Source organism: Peribacillus sp. P4_B1 (assembly GCF_056402395.1).
Window position 1 is genome coordinate 93,152 of record NZ_JBFUHM010000014.1, and the last position, 13,959, is coordinate 107,110.

General features: G+C 38.8%; 15 protein-coding genes, 1 tRNA gene, 2 rRNA genes and 2 pseudogenes. 6 read left to right on the forward strand and 14 right to left on the reverse strand.

Annotated elements, in window-relative coordinates; translation table 11 throughout:
* Positions 1-697: 697 nt before the first annotated feature.
* Together AC1DVK_RS10560 and AC1DVK_RS10565 are read right to left on the reverse strand one after the other, a co-directional pair.
* Positions 698-1,072 (reverse strand): YhaI family protein, encoded by a 375-nt coding sequence (locus AC1DVK_RS10560; protein WP_262871071.1) that lies wholly within the window; start codon positions 1,070-1,072, stop codon positions 698-700.
* 18 nt (positions 1,073-1,090) lie between these two features.
* Complete coding sequence (locus tag AC1DVK_RS10565) at positions 1,091-1,669, reverse strand: hypothetical protein (RefSeq protein ID WP_403088730.1); 579 nt, start codon at positions 1,667-1,669, stop codon at positions 1,091-1,093.
* Positions 1,670-1,882: 213 nt separating this feature from the next.
* Here AC1DVK_RS10565 and AC1DVK_RS10570 point away from each other — a divergent pair.
* The 3 genes and pseudogenes from AC1DVK_RS10570 to AC1DVK_RS10580 form a co-directional block, all read left to right on the forward strand.
* Positions 1,883-2,115: pseudogene (locus tag AC1DVK_RS10570) on the forward strand (tyrosine-type recombinase/integrase); the annotation flags it as partial.
* Between the two features lie 173 nt (positions 2,116-2,288).
* On the forward strand, positions 2,289-2,675 hold the full coding sequence (locus tag AC1DVK_RS10575) for a hypothetical protein (RefSeq protein ID WP_477626444.1): 387 nt from the start codon (positions 2,289-2,291) through the stop codon (positions 2,673-2,675).
* 445 nt (positions 2,676-3,120) lie between these two features.
* The gene (locus AC1DVK_RS10580) at positions 3,121-3,267 is read left to right on the forward strand and encodes a BH0509 family protein (protein WP_127777491.1); all 147 of its coding nucleotides are present in this window, start codon (positions 3,121-3,123) and stop codon (positions 3,265-3,267) included.
* 115 nt (positions 3,268-3,382) lie between these two features.
* Here the strand turns inward: AC1DVK_RS10580 and AC1DVK_RS10585 are convergent.
* The 3 genes and pseudogenes from AC1DVK_RS10585 to groES form a co-directional block, all read right to left on the reverse strand.
* Positions 3,383-3,547: pseudogene (locus AC1DVK_RS10585) on the reverse strand (DUF927 domain-containing protein); the annotation flags it as partial.
* 221 nt (positions 3,548-3,768) lie between these two features.
* On the reverse strand, positions 3,769-5,406 hold the full coding sequence (groL, locus tag AC1DVK_RS10590; RefSeq protein ID WP_061461203.1) for a chaperonin GroEL: 1,638 nt from the start codon (positions 5,404-5,406) through the stop codon (positions 3,769-3,771).
* A gap of 59 nt (positions 5,407-5,465) precedes the next feature.
* A complete protein-coding gene (gene groES, locus AC1DVK_RS10595; RefSeq protein WP_053348954.1) occupies positions 5,466-5,750 on the reverse strand; it encodes a co-chaperone GroES in 285 nt (94 codons plus the stop codon).
* Positions 5,751-6,086: 336 nt separating this feature from the next.
* Between groES and AC1DVK_RS10600 the strand changes: the two genes are divergently transcribed.
* Both AC1DVK_RS10600 and AC1DVK_RS10605 read left to right on the forward strand, forming a co-directional pair.
* Positions 6,087-6,812 (forward strand): CPBP family intramembrane glutamic endopeptidase, encoded by a 726-nt coding sequence (locus AC1DVK_RS10600; RefSeq protein WP_410862876.1) that lies wholly within the window; start codon positions 6,087-6,089, stop codon positions 6,810-6,812.
* Positions 6,809-7,021 carry a YdiK family protein gene (locus AC1DVK_RS10605; RefSeq protein ID WP_061461201.1) on the forward strand — a complete coding sequence of 71 codons (213 nt, stop codon included), beginning with the start codon at positions 6,809-6,811 and terminating at the stop codon, positions 7,019-7,021. The genes AC1DVK_RS10600 and AC1DVK_RS10605 overlap by 4 nt, the downstream gene beginning before the upstream one ends.
* Positions 7,022-7,051: 30 nt before the next feature.
* On the opposite strand, the gene AC1DVK_RS10610 is transcribed toward AC1DVK_RS10605, so the two are convergent.
* Positions 7,052-7,714 carry a redox-sensing transcriptional repressor Rex gene (locus AC1DVK_RS10610; RefSeq protein ID WP_057915804.1) on the reverse strand — a complete coding sequence of 221 codons (663 nt, stop codon included), beginning with the start codon at positions 7,712-7,714 and terminating at the stop codon, positions 7,052-7,054.
* A gap of 30 nt (positions 7,715-7,744) precedes the next feature.
* Positions 7,745-8,251 (reverse strand): cyclic pyranopterin monophosphate synthase MoaC, encoded by a 507-nt coding sequence (moaC, locus tag AC1DVK_RS10615; protein WP_061461199.1) that lies wholly within the window; start codon positions 8,249-8,251, stop codon positions 7,745-7,747.
* A gap of 131 nt (positions 8,252-8,382) precedes the next feature.
* Between moaC and AC1DVK_RS10620 the strand changes: the two genes are divergently transcribed.
* Positions 8,383-10,302 carry an ABC-F family ATP-binding cassette domain-containing protein gene (locus AC1DVK_RS10620; RefSeq protein ID WP_410862880.1) on the forward strand — a complete coding sequence of 640 codons (1,920 nt, stop codon included), beginning with the start codon at positions 8,383-8,385 and terminating at the stop codon, positions 10,300-10,302.
* A gap of 277 nt (positions 10,303-10,579) precedes the next feature.
* On the opposite strand, the gene tsaD is transcribed toward AC1DVK_RS10620, so the two are convergent.
* From tsaD to AC1DVK_RS10655, 7 genes are all read right to left on the reverse strand, one after another.
* Positions 10,580-11,590: a tRNA (adenosine(37)-N6)-threonylcarbamoyltransferase complex transferase subunit TsaD gene (gene tsaD / locus AC1DVK_RS10625; RefSeq protein ID WP_061461197.1), complete on the reverse strand. Its 1,011-nt coding sequence runs from the start codon at positions 11,588-11,590 to the stop codon at positions 10,580-10,582.
* Positions 11,587-12,039, reverse strand: a complete 453-nt coding sequence (gene rimI / locus AC1DVK_RS10630; RefSeq protein ID WP_061461196.1) for a ribosomal protein S18-alanine N-acetyltransferase — start codon at positions 12,037-12,039, stop codon at positions 11,587-11,589. Before rimI ends, tsaD begins: the two co-directional genes overlap by 4 nt.
* Positions 12,040-12,060: 21 nt before the next feature.
* Positions 12,061-12,753 carry a tRNA (adenosine(37)-N6)-threonylcarbamoyltransferase complex dimerization subunit type 1 TsaB gene (gene tsaB, locus AC1DVK_RS10635; RefSeq protein WP_061461195.1) on the reverse strand — a complete coding sequence of 231 codons (693 nt, stop codon included), beginning with the start codon at positions 12,751-12,753 and terminating at the stop codon, positions 12,061-12,063.
* Positions 12,753-13,205: a tRNA (adenosine(37)-N6)-threonylcarbamoyltransferase complex ATPase subunit type 1 TsaE gene (tsaE, locus tag AC1DVK_RS10640; RefSeq protein WP_061461194.1), complete on the reverse strand. Its 453-nt coding sequence runs from the start codon at positions 13,203-13,205 to the stop codon at positions 12,753-12,755. The genes tsaB and tsaE overlap by 1 nt, the downstream gene beginning before the upstream one ends.
* A gap of 180 nt (positions 13,206-13,385) precedes the next feature.
* Positions 13,386-13,459: transfer RNA gene (locus tag AC1DVK_RS10645), tRNA-Met, on the reverse strand.
* 66 nt (positions 13,460-13,525) lie between these two features.
* A 5S ribosomal RNA gene (gene rrf / locus AC1DVK_RS10650) occupies positions 13,526-13,641 on the reverse strand.
* Between the two features lie 117 nt (positions 13,642-13,758).
* Positions 13,759-13,959, reverse strand: a 23S ribosomal RNA gene (locus tag AC1DVK_RS10655); the annotation flags it as partial.

Here is a 13,959-nt window from a genome sequence, read left to right on the forward strand (position 1 = left end):
AAGTAGTCATTATCATTATTTTTAACTTACTATTAACGCTTTCTATAAATTATTAATCGTAATTACAAAACAATCAAAGTGATTTTATAATCATGATTATATTTGTGAAATTAGTATATCACCCGAATAAATGTTAAACAACTTAAAATTTTCAGAATTATTATATTCAATTTTTACTTTACATAAAAAGAAAAGGCCTCCCACAGTAAACTGTGGGAGGCCATCAACTTTAAAAATAATCGCATGTTAGGTGGTCACTCATTCTAAATCGTCGTTAAACCCCTATATTAAGGGATTTAAGCGATGATTACATCATGCCCGCCCATCTAAAAGTGGTTTTTTACTCTTAGATGGACTGGAAAATTCTTGGTGTAACCTGAATTTTAAGAATCGAGATTCTATACGTTGGAATGAAAAATAAAAATTGGGTTAGCAGAAAAGTTTGCAACCCTAGATGGTGAATTTTTAAATCATTCAAACCCCTATTAATTTCAAAAGGAGAGATTATCATGAAATAGAAAAAAAACCTCTACATTGATTGGCTGATATTCAATACCTACTTTTCAACGAAAAGGTGTTTTTACTTTTCTCATTTTTCAGGTCAGTGCAACTATAGAAAAAGGGGTGTCTCGCTTTTGCATATTTAGTTAGTTTGCCGAAATAATATAAATATACTGATGCTTTTTGAGATTATACTTTATTGTTCCAAGAGGTAATTACATAAATCAACTTGAAAATATTGATTTCTCAAGGATTTAATTAGATAAATAGGGTTCACATCAATATTTACATGTAACAATGCCTTTTCAAAGGTATCCATGGACACTAAAGGATTATCTCCTAATAATGATGCAATGGCTGCTTCATATTTACCCTTTTGGTAAGTACCTTCTTTTTTATCTTCTAAAGCATGAAGTATATCAAAAATTACCTTTGAATCCTTTTCACTCAGGTCATTATTCAAAATGAAATGAAAAAAAGTATATTGTTCAGGATTTTTATCCAAAGCAATTGTAAGTAATAACTTTTGATGATATTTCATCTTTTTAAATTCATCTATTAACTCATCCATTAAATTCAACTCCTACTATTATAATACCCAAAGTGCAATTGCCCAAGCAATAGATCTAGCAGCACTTGGTGCAAAGCCTAATTCATGTATCATGAAATCAACTAATCTTGCTTCAATTTTATTAGACATTCTGTCTAATGCATCACCAATTTCAAAAGCATGTTTTTTCAAAAGCTTACCATTGGCAGGTGATAAACTACCAACAATTTTGCCCATTGCTGTACCACCATACTTTAGTGCATACACTACAACTGTCTTTTTAAATCCCCTTTTTTTGGACTCATTTTCTAATTGTTGAATAATTTCAGATGACATTTGAGTACCATCATAAGGGTTGACGGGGTTGGCCTGTTGCATTAACAAACTTGAGGGAGTCGATTGGTCAGCAATGACACTTTCTATTTCTTCTAGGCTAATTTTGGTTTGCTCGGTTACTATTATAGAACCAATTTCAGTATTTGTTCGAATTGTTGATTCATTTAGTTCAGAAGCAGAAGCTTTTGAAAATGGAGCAAAAGCTGAAAATAGAAAAGCACTTGCAACAGCTGGAACTATAATTCTCTTAACACCAATTTCTCTAACTCTAATAATTTTCATATTGGTCAAACTCCTTTTAACAATGGGGTTTAGGTAAGTGTTTCCGCACTTCTATCTTTATACTAATATATTTAGTAAATCCCCTCGTTCCAAAAATGAAACGATATAATTCACATTTCATAATTCCCTTATTTTCCAGCGATGCTTCCCTAGTAGAAATCGTGTATTCCCTATACCGGTTTAAGAATCGGTGATCAATTCCCTTAAAATGGGCAACTTTTAACACCAAAAACAAAGGGTTCTTTACGTACGATTAAGATAGATGAAATGCTATTAACATGTCATAGAAGCTCCGAATATTTGACACCCAGCTTAAAACGGCTTCCGAAAAAAGCAGGAATGGAAAAGAACATTACTCCACACTTATTTAGGCATACCTACACTTCCCTATTGATTGAAGCTGTAGTAGGAATTAAAAAATCCAACAACGATTAGGACATAACGAATTTAACTATCAAAGAAAAGGCCTCCCACAGTAAACTGTGGGAGGCCTTCAACTTTAAAAATATTCACATGTTTGGTGTGAGCATTCATGACTGAATCTCCCGTTACCCCCTATATTAAGGGATTTAAGCGATGCATCATGCCCGCCCATTCAATTAATAATTTAATAGTAACATTGAATGTTTCAGCTTGTGGGTGTGATGGTGTAAAAGGAAATGGTAAAACAACTGAATTGAGTCTAGAGGAAGCTGAAAAGTATGAAACAGGCTTTTTATATGTAAGGTCACCATTTGAGAGTAGAAAAGAAGAAGAAGATTTCATTACTAAGGAAATTGAACGTATAGCTAAAGCAAAAAACATTGATTTAAATATTTATCATGCTAAAGAAGATACTTCAAAACTTGGCCTAAAACAAAATTCGTTAACACTTGCTTTTTATCAAGATGGTGAAGTAAAAAAGAAGCTAGATTTTATCGATCTCTCAGAAGATGATATTCAGATAGTAAGCCCGAGATGTGTTTTCAGGCAGTATTGGCTGCATTACCTGGATTTGGTTCTTTGACATAAGGTCCTGCGGGAGATTATATAGCAAATGAGAAGAAAGCTAATCCTAAAGAAGAATGGCCATGTTCACTAGTGAACCAATAACTTACAGACAAAAATAGTTTTTTGATGTGTAAACTACAAGTGAAATTTAGCTTTTCCTTATTTAAAAGTGAAAACCAAAAATCATCGGAGTTATTTCCTGCAAAAGGAAGTAACTCCCTTTTCTAGAAACTTTGGCTTGATATTTTAACAAAACTCAGGCTTTGGGAATTCGACCTTGCCTCTTTAACTGCTTCAAAGTAAATAGATAAATAACATTTCTATATTATTTCCTTAAAAATCATCTATATTTGATATTTGTTTAATCTCACATTGAGATATATAATAAAAACAAGAGAAAAAGAAAGCGTTTTCAATATTTAAGTACTTCGTTACTTCTCATACTATAAGGAGGATTTAAGATGAGCCAAGTAGAAAGAAAGTCCAAAGTGCAGAAATTAATTGAGCAACAAAAATTCAATGAGAAAGACATTTCCAAGATGACAGATTCACAGATTGAATATTATCACTGGCTCTATTTTGATGACTCTGTTTATGATTATATGTAACTCAAATATAAAATGATAAAAAGCGGGAAAAACATTGATAATTCATGGTTTCCCGCTTTTACTTTTATTCTTTAGGACTCCCCCATACCGATGAACAGAGTAGAAGTAAACCACTTTAGCCACTACTGGATTCTCCTGATACATCAACAACTATGGGCTTCATATCATACTCATGCAAAATAACCGAAGCAAAAGATGCTAGTAAAGGGAAAACAGCCTTTGGATGATACTTCACTAAGTTAAAAACATTTTCAATCCAACTTTCAACAGTTCCTTTTACTCTAAAGGACTGACTCTAGTATTTGTTGTTCCCCCATCGCCAAGAACTATATGTATGTCTTTCGTTGAAATTGGATGTATGAAGTTTCCCTTTCAACATCGAAGAAAAGGCCTCCCACAGTAAACTGTGAGAGGCCTTTTCTTTAAAATTGATATTCACATGTTAGGTGAGCTCATTCTGAATCCTCGTTAAACCCCTCTATTAAGGGATTTAGCGAATGATTACATCATGCCGCCCATTCCGCCCATGCCGCCCATGTCAGGCATGCCCATGCCGCCAGCACCAGCAGGTTCTGGTTTGTCAGCTACAACAGCTTCTGTTGTTAAGAACATGGCTGCTACAGAACCAGCGTTTTGTAGCGCTGAACGAGTTACTTTTGTAGGATCGACGATACCGGATTCGATCATGTTCACCCATTGTCCAGTAGCTGCATTGAAGCCAGTGCCAACTGCTTCGCCTTTAAGGCGCTCTACGATTACAGAGCCTTCAAGTCCAGCATTGTGAGCGATTTGACGAACAGGCTCTTCGATAGCACGAAGAACGATTTTCACGCCTGTTGCTACGTCGCCTTCCGCTTGAATTTCAGCGATTTTATTGTATACGTTAAGAAGTGCTGTACCACCACCGGCTACGATACCTTCTTCAACAGCGGCACGAGTGGAGTTCAATGCATCTTCAATACGAAGTTTACGTTCTTTTAATTCCGTTTCAGTAGCTGCACCGACTTTGATCACGGCTACACCGCCAGCTAATTTAGCAAGGCGCTCTTGTAATTTTTCACGGTCGAATTCAGAAGTTGTTTCTTCTAATTGAACACGGATTTGGTTTACACGAGCTTGAATTTGAGCTGTATCTCCAGAACCTTCAACGATTGTTGTATTTTCTTTTGTAACAACCACTTTAGAAGCACGTCCTAAAGATTCGATTGTTGCAGATTTAAGATCAAGTCCGATTTCTTCAGTGATTACTTCGCCGCCTGTAAGAGCTGCGATGTCTTCAAGCATTGCTTTACGACGGTCACCGAATCCAGGAGCTTTAACCGCAACTGCATTGAATGTTCCACGAAGTTTGTTCACAACAAGAGTTGCAAGCGCTTCGCCTTCTACATCTTCAGCAATCAATAATAGTGGTTTCCCTTGTTGAACAACTTGCTCAAGTACAGGAAGGATTTCTTGGATATTCGTTACTTTTTTATCCGTGATTAAGATATATGGATTGTCTAAAACAGCTTCCATTTTATCTGAATCTGTAACCATATAAGGAGAAGCATATCCACGGTCGAACTGCATACCTTCTACAACGTCCAATTCAGTTGTGAAACCTTTAGACTCTTCGATTGTGATGACGCCGTCGTTACCAACACGTTCCATAGCTTCAGCAATCAGTTGGCCCACTTCTTCATCAGCTGAAGAGATAGCAGCAACTTGTGCAATCGATTCTTTGTTTTCAACAGGTTGAGAAATAGCTTTTAATTCTGCAATTGCAGTATTAACCGCTTTTTCGATTCCTTTACGGATACCCATTGGGTTTGCACCAGCTGTTACGTTTTTAAGACCTTCACGAATCATCGCTTGCGCTAGAACCGTTGCAGTAGTTGTACCGTCACCAGCTACGTCGTTTGTTTTGCTCGCTACTTCAGCAACCAATTTCGCACCCATGTTTTCGAATGCATCTTCCAATTCAATTTCTTTAGCGATCGTCACACCGTCATTTGTGATAAGCGGTGAACCGAATTTTTTCTCAAGAACCACGTTACGACCTTTTGGTCCAAGCGTTACTTTAACTGCATCTGCAAGTGCGTCCACACCACGAAGCATGGAGCGGCGAGCTTCTTCACTAAATTTAATTTCTTTAGCCATTTATAAGTACCTCCCTAAAATTTTAAGAAAATTTTCGTTCAGTTAAGTATGATGTATAATTAGCCGATAACAGCTAGAATGTCGCTTTCACGTAAAATTAAGTATTCTGTATCTTCGTATTTAACTTCAGTACCTGCATATTTTGAGAAGATAATTAGATCGCCTTGGGCAACCTCTAAAGCAACACGTTCGCCATTTTCAAGGACACGGCCAGTACCAACAGCTACTACCTTACCTTCTTGTGGCTTTTCTTTTGCAGTATCAGGAAGAACAATACCGCTTGCAGTCTTTTCTTCAGATTGAACTAGTTCAATAATAACGCGATCACCTAATGGTTTTAACAAGTGAAACAACCTCCTCATATTCTCTTGATAATTTGTTTCATGATTGTTAGCACTCTTCACCATCGAGTGCTAACACATTTATAATATTAAATAAACCGAGCCTTTTTTGCAAGTATCTTATCGAAAATTTTTTATTAATTTCTGATAAATTTCGGGTATACTACTTTAGCATAATGATTCTTTTAACAAAGGTGCTAAAATGTTTTGTTAGGGGTACCTTTAAGTGGTGTTCTGTCTCATTATTTGATACCATTTTGGAGTATGCGTTTATAGATTGTCCCCATATCAGGAACGTTCTAAGCGGAATGGGTGACTAAATAAAAGGAGTTTTCATTTTTGAAAAAAGAATATTGGTTCGTCATCATCACCTACATTTCCATGCAATTATCCAGTATTGTTGGGGTACCTCTTTTCATGCTGATCGGGTCTTCAACTGGAATGACTGCTGATGAACTCCAGGTGAGGTCTGCAGCATACTGGATCGTATTCAGCTTTTTCGTTGCTCTATCCTTGATCCTGTTTTTAATGAGAAAAGATATGAAGGAAAAAATGGACAGAAGCACTCCAGCTTCCATTCCCACGTCCATATTATGGGCAGTTGCCGGAGTGTTCCTCGCTCTTTTTGCGCAAAGCATTGCTGGATACATTGAACAGATGCTTGGGGTGGAGCCTGAATCTGAAAATACACAGCAGCTCATTTCACTCATTTACCAAGTTCCCATAGTCATTTTCGTCACTTCAGTTATTGGACCTATATTGGAAGAAATCATTTTTCGGAAAATCATTTTCGGATCACTTCATAAACGCTTTAACTTCTTTATTTCTGCTTTACTCAGTTCAGTTATTTTTGGCTTGGCGCATGGTGAATTGGAACATCTTCTTTTATATTCGGCAATGGGTTTTACCTTTGCTTTTCTTTATGCGAAAACGGGCCGCATCCTCGTTTCCATGAGCGCACATATTGCGATGAATACGCTTGTTATCATCTTTCAAGTTGTAAATCGGGATGATATTGAGAAGATGCTAGATACTGCACAGGCCTTCATCGGAGGTTTATTATGAAACGTCAATCACCATTATTCATGGGTATCATCTATGCAGGCTTAGGAGCTCTTTTTACCGCTATCGCGATTCAAACCGTCAGTTCTTCCGGATGGGGAATCTTTGCCTACATACTTGTACTAATTGCGACTTTAGACTTTGGATCGGGATTACGCATGATCATGCTTCACTTTAAGATTAAAGCCGCCCAAAAAAATAAGAAAAAATAAAAAAACGCTGCGAAGATGCAGCGTTTTTTTTCATTCCTCCAATGCAGCTTCTTCCACTACAGGATAATGTTTCAGAAAGTAGATGAGTGACTGAAGCTCCACGGCCAGGTCAATGTGGTGAACCCTTATGGATGGGGGTACCGTCAGCCGTGCAGGTGTGAAATTCAATATTCCTTTTATATCAGCTTTGACTAGACGATCGGTTATCGTCTGTGCTACCTGAGCAGGGACTGTCAAAATAGCCGCAGTAATATTATTTTCCTGCAATAGTGTATCGATTTGATCCATATGATAGATTGGCACATCAGCTATTTGCTTGCCGACCTTATCTTCAGAAACTTCAAATGCCATTTCAATCTTCGTATTATTATTTTTAATGAAATTGTAATTTAAAAAAGCAGTCCCTAAATTCCCCACTCCGATTAAAGCGACTTTTGTCAGTTCATCTTGATCTAGTGTTTTTCTAAAAAAGGATAATAAATAATTGACATTGTAGCCGTAGCCTTTTTTTCCAAGCGCTCCAAAGTAGGAAAAATCACGGCGAATGGTCGCAGAATCCACCTTTACAGCTTCGCTTAGCTCTGCCGAGGAAACTCTTTGTTTACCTGAGGAATGTAAGTTCTTTAAAAATCGATAATACAATGGCAACCTTTTGGCTGTTGCCTGCGGTATCTTTGGGTCATGGTTCATCATTCTTCCCCGCCTTCACACATGCTTTTCAACTTAATCTCTATCTGTTTGAATTACTTGTCTTTTATAATCGTTACTAGACACTCCGCCTGTTTTCTCCACTAAGAATGTAGGCCCGATTACCATTCCCTTATCAAGGGCCTTACACATGTCATAAATAGTCAAGGCAGTCACGGATGCAGCTGTTAACGCTTCCATCTCCACACCTGTACTCCCTTTTGTCTTAGCTTCCGTTTCAATCCTAAGCCTATATCCTTCATCTTCTTTTTCCCATTCAAAGGCTATATTGACCCCTTGCAGAGCAATAGGGTGGCACATTGGAATTATATTGGATGTATTTTTGCTGGCCATGATTCCTGCAACCTGTGCAACGGCCAGTACATCACCTTTTTTCATTTTCTGGTTCGTGACCAACTCATATATTTCATCGTTCAATAAAATGCTCGATTGAGCTATTGCCGTCCGGGATGTTTCAGGCTTAGCAGTCACATCAACCATCTTAGCCCTGCCTTGTTCATTAAAATGCGTTAAGTCTCCCATTTAAGTAACCCCTCCTAAATCATACACTATTATTCCACTTTATGTAATAGCTTGTTTTTGCTTGGAACCAAGCTGTTGCCGATAATAACTATAATACGTTACACTAACAATAATCAATTGAGGTGAAATCTATGATTTTATTACAAATCAATCAACTATCGAAATATTATGGAGCTGAACTTATTTTATCAAATATGAAGCTCGAAGTTCAAAATAAGGATAGAATTGCACTTGTCGGCCGAAATGGCGCTGGAAAATCTACTCTGCTAAAAATCATAGCCGGGCAGCTTTCCCATGATGGCGGTGAAATAATCAAACCAAAAGGTGTCACCATCGGATATATGGCACAGGACACGGGACTGGAATCAGAACTGACCATTTGGGATGAAATGCTGACTGTATTCAATGACCTTTTAGAACAAGAAAAAGAACTGCGTCGCCTTGAGGCTGATATGGCCAGACCTGACATCTTTGAAAATGAAGCAATTTACCAAAAAGTATTAAATGAATATGACACTTTGATGGTAGCTTTCAAAGAGAAGGGCGGTTATCAATATGAAGCGGATATTCGTTCAGTATTGCATGGACTTCAGTTTGCTGATTTTGACTATTCTACCCCAATTTCCACTTTAAGCGGTGGGCAAAAAACAAGACTTGCTTTAGGGAAGCTGCTTTTAAGGAAACCGGATATATTGATTCTGGATGAGCCAACGAACCATTTGGATATCGAAACCCTTTCTTGGCTTGAACAATATTTACAAGGCTACCAAGGAGCTGTTCTTATTGTTTCCCATGACCGCTATTTTCTAGATAAAGTTGTAAACCAGGTATATGAAATTTCCCGGAATAACATGAAAAAGTACTATGGCAATTATAGTTCTTACCTAGAGGGAAAAGCGGAAGATTATGAGCGGGACATGAAGCTTTTCGAGAAACAACAAGGGGAAATCGAAAAGCTTCGCGACTTTGTCCAACGCAATATCACAAGGGCTTCCACCACGAAAAGAGCACAAAGCAGACGCAAACAGCTCGAAAAGATGGATGTATTGGACAAGCCGCAAGGTGATGAAAAATCCGCTAATTTCTCTTTCCAGATTGAACGGCAAAGCGGAAATGAAGTGCTACACCTTCAGGATTTGGCTATCGGTTACGAAGGGGAAACGGTATCAAAAAATATAAATTCCCGGATGACAAAAGGAGAGAGTATAGCTCTTGTTGGCCCAAATGGCGTTGGAAAATCAACGTTATTGAAAACGATCATCTCTAAGCTGCCTGCACTTTCTGGGAATTTCCGTTTTGGAACGAACGTCGAAGTCAGCTACTACGATCAGGAACAGGCTAACCTTATTTCCAATAAACGGGTACTCAATGAATTATGGGATGATTATCCCCTTAAACCGGAAAAAGACATACGAACCGTACTCGGTAATTTTCTTTTTAGTGGGGACGATGTTTTGAAAACCGTTTCCACACTAAGCGGCGGCGAAAAGGCCAGGCTAGCTCTAGCCAAAATGATGATGGAAAAAGGGAATTTTTTAATTCTTGATGAGCCAACAAACCATTTAGACCTCGACAGTAAATTGGTGCTTGAAAACGCATTGATCGATTATCCGGGAACCATTCTTTTCGTTTCACATGACCGCTATTTCATAAATCGGATAGCAACGAAAGTGATCGAGCTTTCCAAAGACGGGAACGAAGAATTCCTCGGTGATTATGATTACTACGTAGAGAAGAAACAGGAGCAAGCTGAAATCAAAGAACTTGAACAGGAAAATCACGCAAAAACCTTAGATGTAGCCGCAGAAAAAACAAATTATAAAATTGATAAGGAAGCAAAAAAAGCTGAACGCCAGCGAAAAAGGCGCATTGAGGAAATCGAGGCGGCCATGGAGCTTCTTGAAACTGAAATAAACGAATACAACGAACACCTTTGTGACCCAAATGTTTTCCAGGACCACGAGAAAGTAATGGAAGTCCAAACAAAGCTTGATGTAGCACAGGAAAAATTAGACCTGCTTCTCGAAGAATGGGCTGAACTGGGAGAATGACAATTGACCGAGTCAAATGACTCGGTCTTTTCTTTTCCAGTTAAAATGCCCTTAAAAGTTATCCACAAAATTATTAACAAACCACTTGCCGTTTACTAGCCATTGATTCGAGTTATACACATAATCCACAGAAACATATCCACTTATCCACAAAACTCCTGTTTATACACATGCAGTTTGATTGACAAATAAACTTTATCCACAGAATATTCTATTTTTTTTATTAAACACGATAAAAAGACAGGATCCCGAAGTTAAGGTCCTGTCTTCACGTCAATTATGCTTCTATATCCAATCCGGGATTTCCGTTCAAATCCAATCCGGAGCGCTTACCTTTTTCAAACATGACACTGCCGGCAGCACCGATCATGGCCGCATTGTCCGTACAAAGGTAGAGGGGCGGAATGGATATATCCATAGGTAAATCCTTAAAAGCTTCCGTTAATGCTTCCCTCAGGCCTTTATTTGCCGCAACTCCTCCGGCGAGCAATACCTGTTTCACATTATATTCCTTGGCAGCCTTAACAGCTTTCATTACAAGCACTTCTATCACGCTTGCTTGGAAACTTGCCGCCAAATCTTTAGGTTCAATTTTTTCCCCGCGCTGTTCTGCATTATGCAAAGTGTTGATTACAGCTGATTTCAACCCGCTGAAAGAAAAGTCATAGCTGCCATCCAACCATGCCCGAGGCAGTTTCAATGAAGGTGAACCTTCTTGTGCAAGTCTATCGATATGAGGGCCACCAGGATAAGGGAGCCCCAAGGTTCGAGCCACTTTATCATACGCCTCTCCTGCTGCATCATCCCGCGTCTCACCTATCACCTTGAAAGAACCCGGTTCTTCCAAAAGAACCAATTCAGTATGACCTCCCGAAACGACCAAAGAAAGGGCAGGATATTGGATCTCCTGAATAAGTCTATTTGCATAGATATGGCCCGCTATATGATGCGTACCTACAATCGGGATTCCATGTGCAAAAGCTACAGCCTTAGCCGCATTAACGCCTATTAATAGTGCCCCTACAAGTCCAGGGCCTTCTGTAACGGCAATGGCATCCAAATCTTGATATGTCACACCCGCCTGAAGCAGCGCCTCTTCAAGAACAATCGTAATTTGCTCTACATGGTGACGGGAAGCTATTTCGGGGACGACTCCGCCAAAACGTTTATGGCTTTCTATTTGTGACGCCACGACGTTGCTTAGTATCTCTGTTCCGTTTTTTATGACAGCTGCCGCAGTTTCATCGCAGCTCGTTTCAATTCCTAATATAAGTTGATTTGTTTTCATGAAAAATTCACCCACATAACATAAGCATCTTCTTGATTATCTGTATAATAATTTTTTCGGATTCCGCCCTTTTGGAAACCTAGTTTTTCATAAAGTGAAATGGCTACTGCATTACTGACACGGACTTCAAGCGTCATCCGCACCACACCCATTGCAATGGAGATTTCAATCATCTTCCTGAGCAAAGCTTCTCCAAGCTTTTGCCCTCGGTATTCAGGTAAAATTGCAATATTGGTAATGTGCGATTCATCAATGACAATCCAAGCGCCGCAATAACCAGCTATTTTCCCCTCATCTTCTATCACCATGTATACAGCATATTGATTATGATTCAATTCATTAAAAAAAGCTTCCCGGCTCCAAGGCAAAGTAAAGGATTGTTTTTCCACGTTAAGCACTTGGTCGATATCTTCCGTTTTCATCTTTCGGAACGTCAATGTTTTACTCATAGTAATCGGTCGCTTTCCTTTTTATTTCCCCTGCTGTTCAAGCCACTTAGCTTCTGCTTCAGCCATGCGAATATAATTCGGTACAAACTGGTGAACATCCACTTCAGTCTTGAGAAGACCAATGAAGGCCAGTTCGCTTGGTCTTGAGTTAAACGACTGTACCGGAGCAAATACTGCTAAATTGCCTAACGCTTCCGTAATCGCATCCCGATGGATGTCAACATCTTGACCAACAAATAAAACAGGACGATTTAATTCCTTCAATCGCATCGCCCACTCAGAGGATAGAATATTACAATCTTCCATGACTGTTTTTAACAGATCGTTTTTCATTTCATATAATCCAGTATAAATCTGCCCTCTTCTTGCATCGAACAAGGGAGATATCAACCCGTTAAAATAACGTCCATTTGCTGCTAAAACTTCTAAACTGGAAACACCTGATAACGGAATCTGAAGCGTCCAGGCCAAGGTTTTCGCAATCGTCACACCAATCCTGACGCCTGTATAAGAGCCTGGACCTTGAGCGACCACTATCTTAGTCAATTCCTTCGGATTAGTATCACAATCCCTTAACAGCGTCTCAATTGCTGGCATTACCCGCACCGAATGGTTTTTCTTTAGGTTCGTCGTATACTCACCAATTACTTGACTCCCATTTATCAGCGCGATCCCTAATGTGAAATTCGAAGTATCTATAGCTAAAACCTTCATCAAATAATCTCCTTACATAACGTTACATATCGTTCGCCTTTGGCTGCTAAAACAAAACGCCGACTTGTATCACTAAGACGATAAATATAAATGGTCAAGATTTCATCAGGAAGGTGATCCTTTATTAAATGGGCCCATTCAACGACAGTCACACCATCACCATCAAAATATTCATCAAAGCCTAAATCTTCTTCTGATTCACTTACCCGATATACATCCATATGATATAAAGGCAATCGCCCCATGTATTCCTTTATTATCGTAAAGGTAGGGCTATTTACTACTCTAGTAACACCTAACCCTTTAGCTAGCCCTTTTGTGAATGCCGTTTTCCCTGCACCTAGGTCACCTTCTAAAGCCAGTACATCTCCACTCGAAAGTTTTTGTGCCAATTTATGCGCAAATTGCGCTGTTTCTTCCTCATCCTGAGAAATCCATTCAAAATGTTGCATATATCAATCACCTTTATCATTATTAGGAAAACGTCCTATATTTCATGTCCGTTATGGAACAAAAACCATTCTATATGTAGTTTACCTTGTTTCAAAAGAAGAAACAAATAAGTTAGGGACAATTTATTTGAATTTCGGATAAAACAAAAAAACGAAACCTAAGTTTCGTTTTTTTTATGATTGCGGGGACAGGATTTGAACCTGCGACCTTCGGGTTATGAGCCCGACGAGCTACCGGACTGCTCCACCCCGCGACGGTATAAATGGTACTTTTATAAATTCAGTATTCCCATTTTCTCAAAAAGGATACAAAGATTATAGCTTGGCGGCGTCCTACTCTCACAGGGGGAAACCCCCAACTACCATTGGCGCTGAAGAGCTTAACTGCCGTGTTCGGAATGGGAACGGGTGTGACCTCTTCGCTATCGCCACCAAACATTTAATCTTTTTTAACACATTTATAATCATAACATGTATGAGTTTAAAATGCAAGAAGAAATTTTCATTCCTTCAAAACTAGATAATAAGAAGGTATTTCATTTTTTAAAAAGCGTTGGTTAAGTCCTCGATCTATTAGTATCAGTCAGCTCCACATGTCGCCACGCTTCCACCTCTGACCTATCAACCTGATCATCTTTCAGGGATCTTACTAGCTTGCGCCATGGGAAATCTCATCTTGAGGGGGGCTTCATGCTTAGATGCTTTCAGCACTTATCCCGTCCGCACGTAGCTACCCAGCTATGCCTTTGGCAAG

What these genes read in the sequence shown, in the direction of transcription:
- AC1DVK_RS10620 (WP_410862880.1), top strand. Translation starts at nt 8,383, where the DNA reads ATGATTTTATTACAAATCAATCAACTATCGAAATATTATGGAGCTGAA.
- groL (WP_061461203.1), bottom strand. Translation starts at nt 5,406, where the DNA reads ATGGCTAAAGAAATTAAATTTAGTGAAGAAGCTCGCCGCTCCATGCTT.
- moaC (WP_061461199.1), bottom strand. Translation starts at nt 8,251, where the DNA reads ATGGGAGACTTAACGCATTTTAATGAACAAGGCAGGGCTAAGATGGTT.
- AC1DVK_RS10605 (WP_061461201.1), top strand. Translation starts at nt 6,809, where the DNA reads ATGAAACGTCAATCACCATTATTCATGGGTATCATCTATGCAGGCTTA.
- AC1DVK_RS10580 (WP_127777491.1), top strand. Translation starts at nt 3,121, where the DNA reads ATGAGCCAAGTAGAAAGAAAGTCCAAAGTGCAGAAATTAATTGAGCAA.
- tsaB (WP_061461195.1), bottom strand. Translation starts at nt 12,753, where the DNA reads ATGAAGGTTTTAGCTATAGATACTTCGAATTTCACATTAGGGATCGCG.
- AC1DVK_RS10565 (WP_403088730.1), bottom strand. Translation starts at nt 1,669, where the DNA reads ATGAAAATTATTAGAGTTAGAGAAATTGGTGTTAAGAGAATTATAGTT.
- tsaD (WP_061461197.1), bottom strand. Translation starts at nt 11,590, where the DNA reads ATGAAAACAAATCAACTTATATTAGGAATTGAAACGAGCTGCGATGAA.
- AC1DVK_RS10560 (WP_262871071.1), bottom strand. Translation starts at nt 1,072, where the DNA reads ATGGATGAGTTAATAGATGAATTTAAAAAGATGAAATATCATCAAAAG.
- tsaE (WP_061461194.1), bottom strand. Translation starts at nt 13,205, where the DNA reads ATGCAACATTTTGAATGGATTTCTCAGGATGAGGAAGAAACAGCGCAA.
- rimI (WP_061461196.1), bottom strand. Translation starts at nt 12,039, where the DNA reads ATGAGTAAAACATTGACGTTCCGAAAGATGAAAACGGAAGATATCGAC.
- AC1DVK_RS10610 (WP_057915804.1), bottom strand. Translation starts at nt 7,714, where the DNA reads ATGATGAACCATGACCCAAAGATACCGCAGGCAACAGCCAAAAGGTTG.